Annotated in this window: 15 protein-coding genes, 2 tRNA genes and 1 pseudogene; 10 read left to right on the top strand and 8 right to left on the bottom strand. The window is 63.4% G+C overall.

Translation table 11 applies throughout. The annotated features are described in order from the left end of the window. Positions 1-70: 70 nt before the first annotated feature. From P0D84_RS05360 to pncB, 5 genes are all read right to left on the bottom strand, one after another. On the bottom strand, positions 71-1,519 hold the full coding sequence (locus tag P0D84_RS05360) for a DNA recombination protein RmuC (protein WP_408333213.1): 1,449 nt from the start codon (positions 1,517-1,519) through the stop codon (positions 71-73). Next, complete coding sequence (locus P0D84_RS05355; RefSeq protein ID WP_408333210.1) at positions 1,516-2,505, bottom strand: 2-hydroxyacid dehydrogenase; 990 nt, start codon at positions 2,503-2,505, stop codon at positions 1,516-1,518. The genes P0D84_RS05360 and P0D84_RS05355 overlap by 4 nt, the downstream gene beginning before the upstream one ends. Positions 2,506-2,572: 67 nt before the next feature. Beyond that, positions 2,573-4,000, bottom strand: a complete 1,428-nt coding sequence (locus P0D84_RS05350; RefSeq protein WP_408333207.1) for a sodium:proton antiporter — start codon at positions 3,998-4,000, stop codon at positions 2,573-2,575. 67 nt (positions 4,001-4,067) lie between these two features. Then, the gene (locus tag P0D84_RS05345) at positions 4,068-4,730 is read right to left on the bottom strand and encodes a LutC/YkgG family protein (protein ID WP_408333204.1); all 663 of its coding nucleotides are present in this window, start codon (positions 4,728-4,730) and stop codon (positions 4,068-4,070) included. Between the two features lie 242 nt (positions 4,731-4,972). Continuing rightward, positions 4,973-6,169 carry a nicotinate phosphoribosyltransferase gene (gene pncB / locus P0D84_RS05340; RefSeq protein ID WP_408333201.1) on the bottom strand — a complete coding sequence of 399 codons (1,197 nt, stop codon included), beginning with the start codon at positions 6,167-6,169 and terminating at the stop codon, positions 4,973-4,975. A gap of 290 nt (positions 6,170-6,459) precedes the next feature. On the opposite strand from pncB, the gene fdxA reads away from it, so the two are divergent. The 8 genes and pseudogenes from fdxA to P0D84_RS05300 all read left to right on the top strand — a co-directional run bounded on the left by fdxA (position 6,460) and on the right by P0D84_RS05300 (position 11,586). After that, positions 6,460-6,783: a ferredoxin FdxA gene (fdxA, locus tag P0D84_RS05335; RefSeq protein WP_325047648.1), complete on the top strand. Its 324-nt coding sequence runs from the start codon at positions 6,460-6,462 to the stop codon at positions 6,781-6,783. 115 nt (positions 6,784-6,898) lie between these two features. After that, a tRNA-Asn gene (locus P0D84_RS05330) sits at positions 6,899-6,974 on the top strand. A gap of 62 nt (positions 6,975-7,036) precedes the next feature. Further along, positions 7,037-7,112 (top strand) — tRNA-Asn (locus tag P0D84_RS05325). 240 nt (positions 7,113-7,352) lie between these two features. Continuing rightward, positions 7,353-7,829, top strand: coding sequence for a CreA family protein (locus P0D84_RS05320; RefSeq protein ID WP_408333198.1), 477 nt, complete (start codon positions 7,353-7,355; stop codon positions 7,827-7,829). Positions 7,830-7,975: 146 nt separating this feature from the next. Further along, positions 7,976-8,803, top strand: coding sequence for a helix-turn-helix transcriptional regulator (locus tag P0D84_RS05315; RefSeq protein ID WP_408333195.1), 828 nt, complete (start codon positions 7,976-7,978; stop codon positions 8,801-8,803). Positions 8,804-9,131: 328 nt separating this feature from the next. Further along, positions 9,132-9,887 (top strand): annotated as a pseudogene (locus P0D84_RS05310) (AzlC family ABC transporter permease); the annotation flags it as partial. A gap of 92 nt (positions 9,888-9,979) precedes the next feature. Then, positions 9,980-10,303 carry an AzlD domain-containing protein gene (locus P0D84_RS05305; RefSeq protein ID WP_408333192.1) on the top strand — a complete coding sequence of 108 codons (324 nt, stop codon included), beginning with the start codon at positions 9,980-9,982 and terminating at the stop codon, positions 10,301-10,303. A 521-nt stretch (positions 10,304-10,824) separates the two neighbouring features. Continuing rightward, the gene (locus P0D84_RS05300; protein ID WP_408333189.1) at positions 10,825-11,586 is read left to right on the top strand and encodes a DUF4088 family protein; all 762 of its coding nucleotides are present in this window, start codon (positions 10,825-10,827) and stop codon (positions 11,584-11,586) included. A 25-nt stretch (positions 11,587-11,611) separates the two neighbouring features. Here the strand turns inward: P0D84_RS05300 and P0D84_RS05295 are convergent, their stop codons facing one another. The 3 genes from P0D84_RS05295 to P0D84_RS05285 all read right to left on the bottom strand — a co-directional run bounded on the left by P0D84_RS05295 (position 11,612) and on the right by P0D84_RS05285 (position 14,908). Then, positions 11,612-13,804, bottom strand: a complete 2,193-nt coding sequence (locus P0D84_RS05295; RefSeq protein WP_408333186.1) for an ATP-dependent helicase — start codon at positions 13,802-13,804, stop codon at positions 11,612-11,614. A gap of 373 nt (positions 13,805-14,177) precedes the next feature. Further along, the gene (locus tag P0D84_RS05290; protein WP_408333183.1) at positions 14,178-14,441 is read right to left on the bottom strand and encodes a hypothetical protein; all 264 of its coding nucleotides are present in this window, start codon (positions 14,439-14,441) and stop codon (positions 14,178-14,180) included. A gap of 11 nt (positions 14,442-14,452) precedes the next feature. Further along, positions 14,453-14,908 (bottom strand): hypothetical protein, encoded by a 456-nt coding sequence (locus P0D84_RS05285; RefSeq protein WP_408333180.1) that lies wholly within the window; start codon positions 14,906-14,908, stop codon positions 14,453-14,455. Positions 14,909-15,211: 303 nt separating this feature from the next. On the opposite strand from P0D84_RS05285, the gene P0D84_RS05280 reads away from it, so the two are divergent. Next, positions 15,212-15,430 (top strand): RNA-binding S4 domain-containing protein, encoded by a 219-nt coding sequence (locus P0D84_RS05280; RefSeq protein ID WP_011489423.1) that lies wholly within the window; start codon positions 15,212-15,214, stop codon positions 15,428-15,430. 350 nt (positions 15,431-15,780) lie between these two features. Further along, on the top strand, positions 15,781-17,181 hold the full coding sequence (locus tag P0D84_RS05275; RefSeq protein ID WP_408333177.1) for an MATE family efflux transporter: 1,401 nt from the start codon (positions 15,781-15,783) through the stop codon (positions 17,179-17,181). The last annotated feature ends 263 nt before the right edge of the window (positions 17,182-17,444 follow it).

The following is a 17,444-nucleotide window of genomic DNA, read 5'->3' as shown; positions in this document are numbered from 1 at the left end:
TGGCTCGGTGCCCCCTGAAACCGATCAGCAGCGCCGCGAAAAAATCAGTCCGGGTAACCACCGTCCGCCACTACTGCTCGTCGGGATCCACGCCCGTTAGCGCATCGCCGAGCAATCCGCTCGCCTCTTCACCCGGCAACGCCTCGACGTCACGCAGCTTGCGGTTCATGACGCGGGTGCGGGTTTCCGCGGCTTCGATCGAACGCGTAACGGTTTCAAGCTGTGCCTTGGTCCTGGCCAGCACGTCGCCGAACTTGCCGAACTCCGTTTTCACCGCGCCGAGCACTTGCCACACCTCGCTCGACCGCTTCTCGATCGCCAGCGTGCGGAAGCCCATCTGCAAACTATTGAGCAAGGCGGTGAGCGTGGTCGGGCCGGCAATCGTCACGCGGTAGTCGCGTTGCAGCTGATCAGTCAGGCCCGGCCGACGCAGAACTTCCGCGTACAGGCCTTCGGTCGGGAGAAACAGCAGCGCGAAATCCGTGGTGTGCGGCGGCGCCACATACTTCTCAGCAATCGTCCGGGCCTCGGCGCGAATCCGCGCTTCCAGCGCGCGCGAGGCCTCCTCAACCGCAACGGGATCGGCGCGCTCCTGAGCCTCGATCAGCCGCTCGTAATCCTCGCGCGGGAACTTGGCGTCGATCGGCAACCAGACCGGCATGGCGGATTCACCCGTCGCCGCGCGGCCCGGCAGTTTGATCGCGAATTCGACGCGATCGGCGCTCTTCGGCACCGTGGCAACGTTCTTCGCGTATTGATCCGCGGTGAGCAATTGTTCGAGCAATGCTTCGAGTTGCACTTCGCCCCACGTGCCGCGCGTTTTGACGTTGGTCAGAACCTTCTTCAGATCGCCAACGCCCGCAGCCAGGGTCTGCATCTCGCCGAGTCCGCGATGCACCTGCTCCAGCCGGTCGGACACCAGCTTGAACGATTCGCCGAGGCGTTGTTCGAGCGTAGCGTGCAATTTCTCGTCGACGGTACGGCGCATCTCTTCGAGCCTGGTCGAGTTGTTCGCCTCAATGTCTTTCAGCCGCTGCTCGATGGTCGCACGCACCTCGGCGAAGCGGCGATCGTTCGCTTCGGTGAGCTGCCCCAGTTGCAAGCTCAGCGTTTCGCCGAACTGCCTGAGCGTGCGCCCTTGCTCATCGCGTGCCTGCTGCGCCTGCTGCTGCAGGCTGTGACGCACCGCGTCGAGTTGCTGCGCGAAGCCGTCGATCTTGCCGCCCTGCACTGTCGTCATACTGCTGAATTGCGATGCCAGCGTTTGCTGGAAGTGCGCGAACCCGCTGCTCTGCTCGGTACGCGACACGCGCGCCGTTTCAGTGATGTCATTGCGCAGTTGCCGCTCGAGCCGCTCATAAGCATGCGATTGCGCACCTGCTGCTGCGTCGATACGCTCGCTCAAAATCTCGAACCGCTCGCTTTCGTCAGCGCGGCCATGGCCGCGCATCAGCAATGCCAGGGCGATGACCAAAGCGACCGCCAGCACGGCAACGGCCGCCACCAGAATCATTGTCATGAACGCGCCTTGCCAAGCACCTGTGGGTTGATCGGATTCGGCGGCAGGCCGGCGCGCGGACCTTCACCCAGCGCCGAGATCAGATTGTCCGCGGCGAGGTTCGCCATGGCGCGGCGCGTGGCTTCGGTCGCGCTGGCGATGTGCGGCGTCAGTACGACATTCGGCACGCTCAGCAGGTCGGGATTCAGATTCGGCTCGCCCTCATAGACATCCAGACTGGCTGCGGCAATCTGCTTCGAACGCAGCGCCTCGACCAGCGCGGCATCGTCGACAATGCCGCCGCGCGCGATGTTGGTGAGCGTTGCGGTCGGCTTCATCTGCGCGAGCTCGGCCGCGCCGATCGTGTGATGGTTTTCCTTCGTGTACGGCAAGACCAGTACCACGTGATCCGCGCGTTGCAGCAGGTCTTGTTTGGACGCGTATTGCGCGTTCAACTCCGCTTCGATCTCCGGCGCGACGCGCGAACGGTTGTGATAAATCACCTGCATGTTGAAGCCCTTCGCACGACGCGCCAGCGCTTGCCCGATGCGGCCCATGCCGATCACACCGAGGGTCGAGCCGTAGATATCGCTGCCTAGAAAGCTGTCATAGCTCCACTTCTGCCATTTGCCCTCGCGCAACCAATGCTCCGATTCGGCGACGCGGCGGGCCGCGGCCATCATCAATGCCCAGCCGAAATCCGCAGTCGATTCGTTCAGCACGTCCGGCGTATTGGTGCCGAGCACATTCGCCGCATTGAACGCGGCCATGTCGAAATTGTTGTAGCCCACCGCCATGTTCGACACGACCCGCAGACGCGGCGCTGCCGCGAGCACTGCCGCGCCGATCGGATCGCCCGCGGTCAGCGCGCCGTCTTTGTCCGCGAGACGGCGAGTCAGTTCTTCAACTGACAACACGTCGCCCTGGTGCCAGTCGACGTCGAAATACTGTTTGAGCCGTTCGATCACGTCGGGAAAGATCGGGCGAGCGACGAGGATCTTCTGCATTGCAATTCTCCGAATAGCGCGTCGAGTTAAATGGTCTCGGCGTCGCAAATAAGCATGAAACCCGGCGTCAAAAAAACAGCCAGCCGGTGACCAAAAACAGTGGCAACAACACCGCAGCCGACCAGCCGAGATACGCGAAAAAACTCGGCATGCGAATGCCCCGCGATTCCGCGATCGCTTTCACCATGAAGTTCGGCGCGTTGCCGATATACGTATTGGCGCCCATGAACACCGCGCCGGCCGAGATCGCGGCGAGCGTGGTGGCACCGGTGGTCATCAGGCTCTGCGCGTCGCCGCCGGCCAGGTTGAAGAACACCAGGTAGGTCGGCGCATTGTCCAGAAACGACGATAGCAGGCCGGTCGCCCAGAAGTACATCAGGTCGTGCGGCTGGCCGGACGGGTTGACCAGATGGACGATGCCGGCGAACGCACCCGCCTCGCCGGCCCGCAGGATCGTGATGACCGGCGCGATTGTCACGAAAATGCCGGCAAACAGCTTGGCGACCTCTTCGATCGGCGCCCAGTTGAAGTCGTTGCCCGCGCGTGCCGCCCGCGGCGTCAACGCGACCGAGAGCAAGGTGACACCGATCAGCGCCACATCGCGCACGGCATTTTGCAACGCGACGTGCGTACCGAAGACGTCGAACGCGACGTCCGGCTTCCAGAGTCCGCTCATCAAAACCAGCGCAATCACGGCCGCGAGAAGCACGAAGTTGATCTTGCCGTCGATGCCGAGCGGCGGCGAATCCGGCGTGGGATCGAGAAAGCGCGAGCGCTCTTCTTCCCGCCGATGAAAATAGTACGAGTCCAATGCATAGAACGCGGCCAGCAGCACGACGCAGACGAACAACATCGGCCACGCCAGATGCGTGGTGGTCCAGAAAAAACTCACGCCCTGCAGAAAGCCGAGAAAGAGCGGCGGGTCGCCGAGCGGCGATAGTGAGCCGCCGGCGTTTGCCACCAGGAAGATGAAGAACACCACCACATGAACGACATGCTTGCGATTGTCATTGGCGCGCAGCAATGGACGGATCAGCAGCATCGCCGCGCCGGTCGTACCCATGATGCTGGCCAATAAGGTGCCGAGAGCGAGAATGGCGGTATTCAGCCGCGGCGTGCCGTGCAGATTGCCGCGTACGCAGATGCCGCCCGCCACCGTATAGAGTGCGGCCAGCAACACGATGAATGGAATATATTCTTCGAGCACCGCGTGCACCAGCGTACCGAATGCGAGCGCCGTGCCGAAGGTAAGCGCAAACGGCACCAGAAACAGGAGCGCCCACACTGCCGCGATCTTGCCGAAATGGTGATGCCAGAATGCCGGCACGACCAACGGAAACACCGCAATCGACAACAACACGCCTGCAAACGGCAAGCCCCACAGCGCCGATAAAGTGGCGCCGTCGAGCGTAGCCGCCGAAGCCAGTTGGGGCCATCCCGCCAGCGTCAGTGCCGCGACGAACACCATGCTCGTCCATACGGCATGTCGTTTCATATTTTTGGAATCCTTGTTACAGCGGACAACTGGGCGCGCCGTCGGCAGACACCATCTGTCGCCCAACTCAGGCGCCACGCACGACAATCACATGCACCCGATAAGGCCCATGTGCGCCAAGCACGATAGTCTGTTCGATATCGCCGGTGCGCGATGGCCCGGAGACGAAATTGACCGCGCGCGGAAGTTCACCGCGCTCGCTGCGGATCAGCCCGAACGCCTCTTCATGTCCTGAGACGATGCGCGAGGCCGGCACGATCGCAATATGCGTTTCCGGAAGCAGTCCCGCCGATGCGTAAGTCTCGGGCCCGGACAGCAGAACCAGCGTGCCGGTCTCCGCGGTCGCACAGAAGCAGCCGGTGAGTCCCACCACGTCGCCGTCTTCAGGCTTGCGGAATTCGACGCTGAGACCGGCTTCGGCCCACTGTAAATCCTGGAGGGTTTGCCATGCAATTGCCTGCACCGGCAAAGCATGTTCAGTGAGGTAGCGATACGCGGCGGCCGGCACCTCGCTCAGTGCTTCGACCGTATCGACCGTGGTCGCCATTTTCTGCGCTTCTTCGATGAAGCGCGTGATCAGATCGGCCGGCATCTCCGGACGCGGACCTTGGGGATGGCGTGCCAGATAATCCGCCGCCGCCTCGCGCTCTGAAGCGGACGGCTCAGGCTCGCGCCCCTGCGCTGCGCGGATGCGCGCCAGGATGTTACGGCGGGCAATCGATGTATCCATCTGCGAAATCCTCGTGTCGACAGCCGTGCGATATGGCGAGAATTATACCGGCCACACTGCGCGCGAACACCCTGGCCGAATGGCCTATGGCCGCGTCCTGGCGACGCGGCGAGCGCAATTTCCGCGAAGCATTGGCACCTGAGCGGCACGTAAACCGGCCCCTACCGGGGATTCGCCCCCCTCGACGTGCCTGCAACGGTCAATGTCGTCACCCGCCGCACAAGAGCCGCGCGGGCGCAGCACTACTTCGCAGCGTCTTCCTCGGGTTGCGCAATGCCGAACACCTGCCGCAGATACGCGAGATAGGCCTTGTCTTCGCACATGTTCTTGCCCGGCGAATCGGACAGCTTCGCCACCGGCTGACCATTGCAGCGAACCATCTTGATGACAATCTGCAACGGGTTGTAGCCCAGATCGTTTGTCAGATTGGTTCCTACGCCGAATGCCAGCTTGCAGCGGCCGCGGAAACGCTCGTACAGTTGCAGCACCTTCGGAATGTCGAGCGCGTCGGAGAAGACGAGGATCTTGGTGCGCGGATCGCAGCGGTTCGCCTCGTAGTGCTTGAGCAGGCGCTCGCCCCAGTCGAACGGATCGCCGGAATCGTGGCGCGCGCCGTCGAACAGCTTGCAGAAGTACATGTCGAAGTCGCGCAGGAACGCCTCCATGCCATACACGTCCGACAGTGCAATACCCAGGTCGCCGCGATATTCCTTCGCCCACATTTCGAAGCCGAAGATCTGCGAGTCACGCAGCCGCGGACCGAGCGCCTGACACGCCTGCAGGTACTCGTGCGCCATCGTGCCGAGCGGCGTGAGGCTGTGCTTCATCGCGTAGAACACGTTGCTGGTGCCGGCGAACTGCTCGCCGAGGCCGTCTTTCAGCGTGAGGATCACTTCTTCGTGCCATTGCTTCGAGAAGCGGCGGCGCGTGCCGTAATCGGCGATCTTGCAGTCGGCGAATTCCGGACGCGCGCCCAGCAGCTTGATCTTCTCGACCAGACGGTCGCGCCCTTCGCTGTAATCAGGCTTTTGCTGGGTGTTGCGGAAGTACACTTCGTTGACGATCGCGAGCATCGGGATCTCGAACAGGATCGTGTGCAGCCACGGCCCCTTGATCTCGATGTCGATTTCGCCGTTGCCCTTCGGCGACGGTTCGATCGATATGTATTTCTCGTTCAGATGGAACAGCGCGAGAAACTCGATGAAGTCGCCCTTGATGAAGCGCATGCGCCGCAGGTAATCGAGTTCGTCGTCGGTGAAGCGCAGCTCGCACAGCTTGCGCACTTCACCGCGAATCTCGGCGATATACGGCACGAGATCGACATTCGGCGTGCGGCAGCGAAACCGGTACTCGACATTCGCCGCGGGAAAGTGATGCAACACCACTTGCATCATCGTGAACTTGTACAGATCGGTGTCGAGCAGCGAAGTAATAATCATGATGGTGCGAACTGGACTGCAGGAAAAACGGAAAGCCTGGCTCGACCAACCGCGTCAACCCATGCGCGCGCGACGCGCCCCGTGCGCGCCGACCTGACGCATGTTACCCGAATGCGTCCGGATTCAGCGCGCCCTCAGCCTGTTGCGGGACTGCTGCGCCGGACGCCATAACCTAATCACGAAAACGTATAAAAGGCATTGCCCGCTGCCGTATGCGGCTCTTGACGTTACGTTACAATAGCGTTTTTGGCGTTTCGCCTTCCCTGATTCCGCATGCAGGAGCTGCCTGAATGACTCACGTTGTGACCGAAAGCTGCATCAAGTGCCGCTATACCGACTGCGTCGATGTGTGCCCGGTGGACTGCTTTCGCGAAGGTCCCAACTTCCTCGCGATCGACCCCGATGAATGCATCGACTGCGCCGTGTGCGTAGCCGAGTGCCCGGTGAACGCCATTTATGCCGAAGAAGACGTGCCGGGCGACCAGCAGCACTTCACCGAGCTGAATGCCGATCTGGCGAAGAACTGGCCGAGCATCACCAAGACCAAGGCGCCGCTCCCGGAAGCCGACGAATTCAAGGATGTGAAGGAAAAGCTGGCCCTGCTCGCACGTTAAGCAGCACGGCCGGTGCCCTGCTGTTGCATTCGAATCAAATCGAGATGAACGCAGGGTATTGACAGGTGCTTAAGCTGCTTCTACAATTTCGCTTCTCTGCTGTTTGTTGTTCTGTTCCTCGATAGCTCAGTCGGTAGAGCGCCGGACTGTTAATCCGTAGGTCCCTGGTTCGAGCCCAGGTCGAGGAGCCAAGAATTGCAAAAGCCCGTTAACCAATACGGGCTTTTTTATGTAGATCAAGTTGTACTGCTGTTCCTCGATAGCTCAGTCGGTAGAGCGCCGGACTGTTAATCCGTAGGTCCCTGGTTCGAGCCCAGGTCGAGGAGCCAAAAAATTTTGAAGGCCCGCATTCGTGTGGGCCTTTTTGTTTTGGTCGTTCTGTTTTGGTCTGGCCCATCAATGCAGGATCAAGATGACTCGAGTCGGGGAACGGGCGTCTGTTTCGACCGGCCGCTAGCGCATGATCTCGGTATTCGCACTGACCCCCTGGCGGACACGCCGTTATACGATGGTGTTTCGTCGGCGCAACCTGCTCGCGCTCAACCCACGCCCTCCTGCACGGTCATCCCATGAAACCCACCTTGTTGCGCACCGCACTTGCAGTCACTACCGCCCTGCTGCTGTCCCCAGCACACAGCGAAGAAGTTGGCAGCGTCAATACCAACTTCCGCGTCACGGGCTCTGACCGCGTGGTCGTCGAAGCCTATGACGATCCGCTCGTCCAGGGTGTGACCTGCTATGTGTCGCGGGCGCGCACCGGCGGCGTCAAGGGCACGCTTGGCATCGCCGAAGATCCGACCGAAGCGTCGATCGCCTGCCGCCAGGTCGGCGCGATCAACTTCACGGGGCCTGTGAAAAAGCAGGCTGACGTATTTTCCGTGAGCATGTCGTTGATCTTCAAATCGCTACATGTAGTGCGGATCGTCGACGCAAAGCGCAGCACGCTGGTGTACATGACCTACAGCGATCGCGTCGTCAGCGGCAGCGCGAAAAACAGCGTGAGCGCCGTGCCGGTGCCGACCGGTACGACGATCCCGGTCAAGTGATCGCCGCCCTACGGCAAAACACACTGCACCAAGGCATGAACGGCATGCGTAACGGCACCGGCAGCGGCCACGGCGCGCTACACTGAGCAGCCATGCCGGGTTGCCGGGTTGCAGGTTGCAGGTTGCCGCACCGCCAGAGTTCCATCATGAATGCGCATCGCTTCCAGGATTCCGCCCGCTATTGGCGTACGCCGCTTTTGCCCGGCGCGGATCTGCTCACGGCCGAATATCACGACCATGAGTTCACACCGCATTGGCACGACGCGTACACAATTCCGGTGATCGTTGCGGGCGCCGAGTGCTATCGGTATCGCGGCTCGGACTATGTCGCCGAAGCGGGCAGCGTGCCGATCATCAACCCCGGCGAGTTGCATACGGGTTCCAAGGCTGTTGAGGCAGGCTGGCGGTATCGCGTGATGTATGCGCCGGTGGACTTCATCCACGAGCTTGCCAATGAGGTCGCCGGCAAGCCGCAGCCGTTACCGTGGTTCGCGCCGGGCGTGATCCGCGATCCCGATCTGGCGCGGCGACTGGCGCGCGCGCACCGTCTGCTGGAGGCCGGCGACGAGCCGCTCGCCGCCGAGGCGGCGATGCTCGAGGCTTTGTCCACCTTGCTGGCCCGCTACTCGCAAACGCACCCGGAACCGTCGCGGCTCGCCGCTGACGACGCCCGCGTCGCGACCATGCAGGAGCGCCTGACTGGCGACCTGGCCGAAGCTCTCACGCTGGCCGAAGTCGCGCGGGCAGCGGGGCTGTCGCCGTTTCACGCCGCACGCCTTTTCAACCAGGCTACGGGGCTGCCACCGCACGCGTGGCGCAACCAGGTACGCCTGCAACGCTCGCTCGCACCGTTGCGCGCGGGGGTCTCCGTGACGGAGGTCGCCGCAGCGAGTGGCTTCACGGATCAGAGTCATTTCACGCGCCACTTCCGGCGCATGTTCGGCGTGCCGCCGGGACGCTGGCAAGGCAGCTGAGGCAACCCTCACAGGACGGCAGGGCGCCGGCCGCGGGTGTGTTTACAACGCTATCGAGCGGCGTGGCCGGTCGTTCAGCCATCCCCAAGGCAGCAAAGCACCCACACCGGTGGCCCGCGCAGGCAGCACCATGCAGCGATGCAATCCCAGGACCTACCTCTACAGGGTAAGTTCCGATTGGCCCGCGCTACGCCCGAGCCGCGCGTCGCGCATTGCATCAGCCCGATTAACCGGCCACTGCCCTCAGCAGCATCTGCGCGCCCACCGCAAGAACGTACAAGCCCGCGCCCCCGCCACTCGCTATGCTTCCCGAATCAAGGAGGCAAGATTGACCCATCCCAACCCCGGCCAGCCCTCGAGCACAGGCCACCTAAAGGAATTCACCGCCGGCGCGCGCGACATCATCCCGATGATGGTCGGCGCCGCGCCCTTCGGCGTGATCTTCGGCACCCTGGTCGCGTCCGGTCCGCTGCATCTATGGCATGGGCAGTTGATGTCGCTCGTCGTATTCGCCGGTTCCGCGCAATTCATCGCCTTGGGCCTGATCGCCGGCCACGCGAGTTTTGCGATGATCTGGGCGACCACGCTCGTCGTCAACCTGCGTCACGTGCTGTATAGCGCGACGCTCGCGCCGCACGTCGCGCATCTGTCCGCGCGCTGGCGCTGGGCGCTCGGCGCGCTGCTCACCGACGAAGTTTTCGCGGTCGCATGGGAACACTACCGGCATCGGGAGCCGGGCACGGCCGGCCCGCACTACTTCTTCGGCGCGGGTCTCGCCATGTACCTGAACTGGCAGATCTGGACCGTCGCCGGCCTGCTGTTCGGCGCCGCCTTTCCCGGCCTGCAGTCGCTCGGACTCGATTTTGCGATGGTGGCCACTTTCATTGCGATCGTCGTGCCGCAGCTCGTCGCGCTGCGCTATATCGCGGCGGCCGTTACCGCTGGCACGTTGGCTTTCTTCTGGCAAGCCTGGCCATACAAGCTCGGCCTGCTCGGCGCGGTGTTCGCCGGCGTCGCAATCGGTGTCTTGCTGTCAGTGCCACGACTTGGGCGAGGCACACGGGGGAGTCGCGAAAACCCGCGCGCAACCTCGCAGGAGTCCACGCAGGAGCCTCTGCGGGATGCCCCGCGGAAAATCTCGCAGGAAACCTCGCAGAAAACCGTAGGAGCATCGCGATGAACTATGTCGTCCTGATCCTCGGTATGGCCGTCATTACATGGGTGATCCGCGCCGCCGTCTTCGTGCTGGGCGACCGGCTGGTGTTTCCGCCACTCGTGCGCACCGCGCTCGGCTTCGTGCCGGTTACGGTGCTGACCGCGATCATCGTGCCGATGGCGGTCTCGCCGCACGGCACCGGTGCCGAATTGACCTGGCGCAATCCGCAACTGGTCGGGGCGCTGGCGGCCATCGCGGTCAGCGCGCTGACGCGGCGGCCGCTCCTGACCATCGCGGTCGGTCTGGCGGTCTTTTTTGTCTGGCAAGGCGTTGTGCTTAAATAGGCGCAAAAGGCCGCTATTGACGCAGCGGGGCGGCCGCATTTCTCTCGGCCGTGACGGCCGCTATGGCCCGCGGCAGTGCGGCCGCTATGGCGCCCCCCTCAGCATCGGCGCCGCCGCATCGTCGCACTGCCAAGGCGAGCACGACTTGCAACGGCGGCGCGTGATACATCGACGGGGCGAGCGCATAGGCCAGCAACAGCGCCTCGCGGCGACGCAGCGCCCCGCCGCACACCGGCGCCGTCTCGCACGGCCGCGCCGAGCGCGTATTGCTTGCGCACCGTGCGCGATACAGGCGATGCCGACGCCTGCCTCTAGACCCGCCGCCAATCCTTCATCAACGCTCAAGTTTCCCTCAATTCCGTCGATAACAAGTCGAGGTCCGCTCATCGGGATACGTCCCGCTGGTTACGCGGCAACAGGCAGAATCAACCGCGCCGGCATTCGGCGTCGCGTCTCACAAGGTCCGGGTGCGGCCAGGCGACATGACGAAGCCGCGCGGGCAGGACCAAACGGGATAACACATGGGTCAAATTACCCTCACGCTCAAAGACGAGACCATTGCGACGCTGCGCAAGGACTTCGACGCCTTTCTGCGGGTTTCGCTGAAGCTCGATCCGCAGTTCGCGACGCCGTCGTTTGAGGATTTTTTGCGCGCCAAGCTGCTCGACAACATGGTGCCGCTGACTGAACACGCGGTTAAGCGGATGTTGCAGGGTGGCCAGTACGCGTGGGCGAAACGCACGCTGGACAAGGAGTTTCCTGATGTCGTCGCGATCCTGATGCGGCAGGCGGGGGAATTCGGTTTCGGCTTTGCGGCCCGCTCGGAATGGACGCCGGAAGAGCTCGCCAAGCAGTGCCGCGACTGGGCCGCGGCAATCGTCAAGGAAGCAGAAGGCGACGCCGCGCTGATCGATCCGCTCGCGGCGCAGATCAAGAGCGAGGCAAAGGATATTCAGGCGCTCGAGGAGGTCATGCAGACGCCGGCCTGGCGGCTGGTGGAATCGCTGCGCCAGCGCGTCTACGAAGCCAAGGTGGCATGCGAAACGAGCGTAGGCAGCAGCGCGCGTGAAAAGCTCGGCGAACTGCGCGGGCTACTGCGTCTGGGCATTTCGCACGGTTCGTTCCAGAAGCAGGAAGCGCAGCAGATCATGGAATACCTGCGCTTGCTGAAGCCGGAAATTTTCGTCGAAGAGCCGTATGACGTGTTCTCGCGCCTCGCCGCCTGGCTGCGCAATTTCTTCGTGCCGCCGCGTCCGGCGCCGCAACAGCAGCAGCCTAGATAGTCGCGGTAAGGTCGAGCAGAAGCCGTCAATCCCACATCTTTCTGAGCCGGGCCCCAATCTCGATCTTCGCTTGCGCCGCCGCGGCCAGCCCCGCAGCTGTCGGCGCGCCCGCCACCGGCACGCGCGGCCACGCGTAAGCGTCGAACAGTGGCATCAGATGCGCCGGAATGAAACGCGTGCGCGACGCCCAGACATGACGGTCGCCCATATGGGCCTGGTTGTGCACGTAAAAGCGCTGCGGCACGACAATATGCAGGTCTTCCTTCGCGCGCGTCATCGCAACGTATAACAGGCGCCGCTCTTCGTCGATTTCGTCCTCGCTGCCAGTGCCGAGATCGGACGGAATGCAACCGTCGACGCCATTCAGCACGAACACGTTGCGCCACTCCTGCCCCTTCGCCGAATGAATCGTCGACAGGATCAGGTAGTCCTCGTCGATCAACGGCACGCCGGATTCGCCGCTGGTGGCGTCGGGTGGATCGAGCGTCAATTCGGTGAGAAAACGCTCGCGCGACGGGTAGGTGCCCGCGATGCTTTCCATCTGCAACACGTCCGCGTGACGGATCGCCGCGTCTTCGTGATTGCGCTCGAGATGCGGCTCGTACCAGCGCCGCACCATCTCGAACTCGGCTGGCCACGGCATCTGGCGCCCGTACACGCTCGACATCAGCTTGACGAACGGATGCCAGTCTTCCTGCGCACGAGCGGGCGGCGCAAAGGCGGCCAGCGCGCCACCGGCGCTCTGGGTGAGATCGGCCGGATGGCCGGCGCCCGCCCGCGTCACGATCTCGTCAAGCACCTTCGCGGCGGTGGCGGGACCGACGCCCGGCAGCAATTGCACAACCCGAAAACCGGCGACGCGGTCGCGCGGATTCTCCGCCCAGCGCAGCACGGCGAGCACATCCTTGACGTGCACCGAGTCGAGAAACTTCAGGCCGCCGAACTTCACGAACGGAATGTTGCGCCGGGTCAGTTCGATCTCGAGCGCGGCGCTGTGATGGGCGGCGCGAAACAGCACCGCCTGCGACTTGAGCTTCATGCCCTGCTCGCGCGCTTCCAGCACCTGTTCGACGATGTAGCGCGCCTGATCCGCTTCGTCGGCGACCGTCACCAGACGCGGACGCTGCGCCGAGGCCTTGTCGGTCCACAGGTTCTTCGTGTAGCGCTCACTGGCGAGTTCGATCACCGCGTTCGATGCCGCCAGAATCGGCCCGGTGGAGCGGTAATTACGTTCGAGCGTGATCTGCCGCGCTGGCGGATTGAAGTGCGCCGGGAAGTCGAGAATGTTGCGCACCGTCGCACCGCGAAACGAATAGATCGACTGGGCGTCGTCGCCGACCACGGTCAGGCCGCGGCCGTCGGGCTTCAACGCGAGCAGGATCGACGCCTGCAAGCGGTTGGTGTCCTGATACTCGTCGACCAGCACGTGATCGAAACGCGCTGAAAGATCGGCCGCGATCGCCGGCTCGGCGGCCATATGCGACCAGTAGAGCAGCAAATCGTCGTAGTCGAGCACGCTTTGTTTCTGCTTGGCTTCGACGTACGCGGCAAACAGCATGCGCAGATCGGCTTCCCATTCGCGGCACCAGGGGAACGCGCTGTTGAGCACGTCGGCAAGCGACGCGCCGGTGTTCACCACACGCGAGTAGATCGCAAAGCAGGTGCCCTTGGCCGGAAAACGCCGCTCTTTCGCCGACAAGCCGAGTTCGTGTCGAACGAGGTTCATCAGATCGGCGGAATCCTCGCGGTCGTTGATCGTGAAGGCAGGCGCGAGGCCGATCAGGTCTGCGTATTCGCGCAATAGCCGCGCGCCGACGCTATGGAAAGTCCCCGACCACGTGAGCCCTTGTGCCAGCGCGGCCCGCGCACCGAGCGCCGCACCGGCGATGCGCGTGACGCGGCGGGTCATTTCGAGCGCGGCGCGGCGTGAGAAGGTCAGCAGCAGGATACGGCGCGGATCGGCACCCTTCACCACCAGATTGGCGACGCGATGCGCCAGCGTGTTGGTCTTGCCGGAACCCGCGCCCGCTATCACCAGCAAAGCGCCCGGCGGCGCGTTGGGATCGCCGGCGCCATGTTCGACGGCTTCGCGTTGCGCGTCGTTGAGCTTGGCCAGCCAGGCGGCGGTATCGAACGGTGGCGGAGATTCAGCGACGGAGAGCACAGTGGATTCGGGCCTGAGGTGGAATTGAAGCGGCGACGCATACTGTATATCCATACAACTGTCGGAGACAAGCGACCCTTTTTTCTGGTCCTTTGCCTGCCGGCGTCAGGCGTCGAGAGGTCCGGCAGAACCATCAGCGAGACTCCACGCCGCATCGTGCCAGACACCCTGGAAATCGCCGGCTCGAAGCCTAGCTGACGTGCGCGCGGCGCTGTTCGCGGCGCAGTGCGTCGCTTCGTCGGGCAACAACGTCGGGGTGCGCGTTCCTCCTTGGACCGGCAACAAAAACCCGGCACAGCGGCGGCGCAAGGCGAGCGCAAGGCGAGCGCAAAAAAAATGGCCCGGGCGCGCACCTGCGCTCCGGGCCATTTTCTTCGACGAGCTAAAGCAAGACGTCCTCAACGCCCTGCTGTCTCTCAGCGCCTTCTTACTGCTTCTTCGCGTCCTTCAGATTGGCGTCGGCGTTCGCCTTGTCGGCATCGGCCTGGGCATCAGTTTTCTTCTTGTCCGCTTTGGCTTGCGCCACCGATGCCTTCTTGTCCGCCCTCGATTGTTCCTTGGCCGCCTTCTTGTCGGCGTGGGTCACCGGCGCGGCGGCCGGGTCGCTCGCCTGCGCAAATGCGACCGACGACAGGCAACCGGCAATCAGCGCGGCGTAAATTCGGTTCTTCGTCAGCTTGGTGATAGTCATGCGACACCTCCTTAGTGCTTAACGTCAGCGCCGTTGGCCTGATCGGCCGCCTGGTCTTGCATGTTCATCTTCATTTCATTGTTGGCAGTCTGCTTGTCTGCTTTCTTGTTGATCTTGGCGTCCCGCACCTGCTCCTTGTATTGCGTCCTGGCGGCCTTCTGCTGTTGCTGCAACTCCGCCTTGGAGGCCTTCTTCGATGCCTTGTATTCAGCATTGGCCTGAGCGTCGGCGTCGCGCTTCTGGACCAGCGGATCGGTCGAGCCCGACGCCGTCAGACGCGTCGGCGCCGGCGTCACCGGCGTCACACCCTGAGCGGCCGGGGCGGCGGGCGCGACATCGGCGCCTTGGGTCTGGACCTGTGCCTGGCCATTCATACCGGCGACCGGTTGTACAGTCTGCGCGACCGCGGCGGTCGCAGCGAAGGCAGTGAGGGCGGTACCGATCAGGAGCGTACGAATCTGGGTCATGGCTAAATCCTCTCTAAAGTTGTTGTGACGCGGGCGTCGTATCCAGCGCACTGTGATGCGTGCTTCATGGCGCCTCGCCCGGTCTGTTCGTCACCGGAAAAAATCCAGCAAGCTTTGCTACAGAGCCGCACTTTACGAGTGAAGTTCGTAACTGACGATCGGTGTTACGGAACGTTTCACTTTCTGACAACTACATAACATTTGCTTGCAGTGGTGCGAGCGCGGCCCAGTGGCTCCCGGATTTTCATTCAGGGCAAGCTTCTGGCTTATGATGCGAACCCTTTGCTTCAAGGTGCAAACGCCATGCCCAACCTCGATTTCACACTGACCGGCGACTACGTCGAACTGCACAATCTCCTGAAGATAACGGGGCTCGCGGACAGTGGCGGCTCGGCAAAAATGATGGTCGCGGACGGCGCGGTGACCGTCGACGGCCGGGTCGAAACACGTAAAACCTGCAAAATTCGCGCGGGCCAGGTGGTGCTGCTCGGCGATACGCGGATCGCGGTGCACGAGGCTTGACCGGCTGTCTTGCCCGTCGCGGGACCAAACCCTCATCAACCGAAGACACTGCGCCGGAGAGACTGGCTGGCCGCTGTGAACGCGAAGCCAAAGACCCGCGGGCAAGGATCTGTCACTAAAGGGCTGAGTCCGGAAACTCGGAGGACCACACGCACCAAAATCGTGCTTCCTCCATCGACATCCCCGCGCCCAGGCAATAAGCTGTCAGTTTCGACAGACAAACAGTCGGCTGACAGCCGCCCTGCGCTTCCGGTGAGCCAACGCGTTTCGCCACCGGCAGCGCGCAAGCCACGCGGGTCGTTCGGCTTGCGCCCGTCCTTGCTGTCGCCCCTTCCGCTTCCAAGCGCTCCATGACTCAATCCGGCTTCACCCGGGTGGCCGCCCGGCCGCCGACCCTGTCCCGCCACGCTGCCGACACTGCCCGGCTCGCCGCGCCGCTCGCCATCGCGCAGCTTTCGCAAATGGCGATGGGCGTCACCGACACCATCCTGCTCGGCTCGCTCGGGCCGGACGCGCTCGCCGCCGGCGGCCTCGGCGCCAACCTGTTCTTCGTGGTGGTCACGCTGCTGCAGGGCGTGCTGACCTCCGTTAGCGTGAGCGTGTCGCACGCGCGTGGCGCGCAGGACGAAGGCCGCGTGCCCCATATCTACTGGACCGGTCTCGTGTTGTCGGTGCTGCTGTCGGTGCCAGCGTTTTTCCTGCTTTCGTTCGCCACGCCGATCCTGCTGGCCTTCGGCGAGCCCGTGCTGCTCGCGCACAATGTCGGCGAATATGCGGCGGTGCTGCGCTGGGGCTCGCTCGGCAGCCTGATCGGGGTCGGCCTGATGCGCTCGTTCCTGCCGGCCATCGGCGCGGCCAAGCGGCTCCTGTGGGTGTCGCTCGTCAGCGTGATCGTCAACGGCTTTCTCAACTACGGGCTGATTCATGGCGTCTACGGGCTGCCTCGTCTTGGCTTTCTCGGCTCGGCAGCGGCCACCTCGATCACCGTGTGGCTGAGCGCGCTCGTACTGATGGCCTTGTTGCATCTACGGCCCCGCTACAAACATTTCGTCGTGGCGACGCGGCCGAACGTGCCGTTGATGGGCGAGCTGTTCGGCATCGGCTGGCCGGTCGCGATCACCTACGGCGTCGAATCGACCCTGTTCCTCGCCACCGGCCTGATGGTCGGCCTGCTCGGCGAATCGCAACTGGCCGCGCACCAGATCGCGCTGAACGTCGCCTCGGTGGCCTTCATGGTGCCGCTCGCGATCGGCCAGGCGGCCAATGTGCGGGTCGGCTACTGGTCCGGCGCCGGCCAGCCGCTCGCCGCGCGCCACGCGGGTTTCGTCGCGCTCGCGCTCGGCGTCGGCTTCATGACGCTGTCGGGCATCGTGCTGATCGCCGCGCCGCACTGGATCGTCGGGCTGTACCTGCATCTCGACGACCCGGCCAACGCGGCCACGGTTACGTTGGCGAGCTCGCTGCTCGGCGTGGCCGCGATCTTCCAGATCGTCGACGGCATGCAGACGGTCGGCTCAGGCTGCCTGCGCGGCCTGAAGGACACCCGCGTGCCGATGATCGCCGCGACTTTCGGCTACTGGGTCATCGGCTTTCCGACCGGTTACATGCTGGCCTTTCACTTCGGCCTCGGCGCGCGCGGTTTGTGGTGGGGGCTCGCGGCCGGCCTCGCGAGCGTCGCGCTGCTGATGACGCTGCGCTTTCACAAACTGAGCCTGCGGCGTGTGCCGGTCACGCCCGGCCCATCGGCGTGAGCTAAGCAAATCGCAGATGATTGGTTGGCCGGGCACGAGCCGCGCGCTACGATTCAGTGTCTTCTTGACACTCCTCTGAAAGGGTTCAACCCGCGCACCGCGCGGGTTTCTTTTTTGTGCGGCTGCTCTCGCGTGCGGTTGAATGCACCGGCCACGCTCTCGATCTTTTCAGACCATCTCGTTGCACACGCAACCAACGTTTCCCGGCAAACGCGCCACGAACGGTAAAATGCGCGTTTTGGCAAAATCGCGCGCACCCGCGC

This window comes from Paraburkholderia sp. RL17-337-BIB-A, from assembly GCF_046025895.1.
Lineage (GTDB): Bacteria > Pseudomonadota > Gammaproteobacteria > Burkholderiales > Burkholderiaceae > Paraburkholderia > Paraburkholderia fungorum_C.
The sequence above is the reverse complement of the archived record's forward strand: the minus strand, read 5'-3'. Positions and strand labels throughout refer to the sequence as shown.

Coding starts and splice junctions, on each gene's coding strand:
- P0D84_RS05315 (WP_408333195.1), top strand. CDS start 7,976: ATGAATGCGCATCGCTTCCAGGATTCCGCCCGCTATTGGCGTACGCCG.
- P0D84_RS05295 (WP_408333186.1), bottom strand. CDS start 13,804: ATGGATATACAGTATGCGTCGCCGCTTCAATTCCACCTCAGGCCCGAA.
- pncB (WP_408333201.1), bottom strand. CDS start 6,169: ATGATTATTACTTCGCTGCTCGACACCGATCTGTACAAGTTCACGATG.
- P0D84_RS05300 (WP_408333189.1), top strand. CDS start 10,825: ATGGGTCAAATTACCCTCACGCTCAAAGACGAGACCATTGCGACGCTG.
- P0D84_RS05360 (WP_408333213.1), bottom strand. CDS start 1,519: ATGACAATGATTCTGGTGGCGGCCGTTGCCGTGCTGGCGGTCGCTTTG.
- P0D84_RS05290 (WP_408333183.1), bottom strand. CDS start 14,441: ATGACTATCACCAAGCTGACGAAGAACCGAATTTACGCCGCGCTGATT.
- P0D84_RS05285 (WP_408333180.1), bottom strand. CDS start 14,908: ATGACCCAGATTCGTACGCTCCTGATCGGTACCGCCCTCACTGCCTTC.
- P0D84_RS05275 (WP_408333177.1), top strand. CDS start 15,781: ATGACTCAATCCGGCTTCACCCGGGTGGCCGCCCGGCCGCCGACCCTG.
- P0D84_RS05350 (WP_408333207.1), bottom strand. CDS start 4,000: ATGAAACGACATGCCGTATGGACGAGCATGGTGTTCGTCGCGGCACTG.
- fdxA (WP_325047648.1), top strand. CDS start 6,460: ATGACTCACGTTGTGACCGAAAGCTGCATCAAGTGCCGCTATACCGAC.
- P0D84_RS05305 (WP_408333192.1), top strand. CDS start 9,980: ATGAACTATGTCGTCCTGATCCTCGGTATGGCCGTCATTACATGGGTG.
- P0D84_RS05345 (WP_408333204.1), bottom strand. CDS start 4,730: ATGGATACATCGATTGCCCGCCGTAACATCCTGGCGCGCATCCGCGCA.
- P0D84_RS05280 (WP_011489423.1), top strand. CDS start 15,212: ATGCCCAACCTCGATTTCACACTGACCGGCGACTACGTCGAACTGCAC.
- P0D84_RS05320 (WP_408333198.1), top strand. CDS start 7,353: ATGAAACCCACCTTGTTGCGCACCGCACTTGCAGTCACTACCGCCCTG.
- P0D84_RS05355 (WP_408333210.1), bottom strand. CDS start 2,505: ATGCAGAAGATCCTCGTCGCTCGCCCGATCTTTCCCGACGTGATCGAA.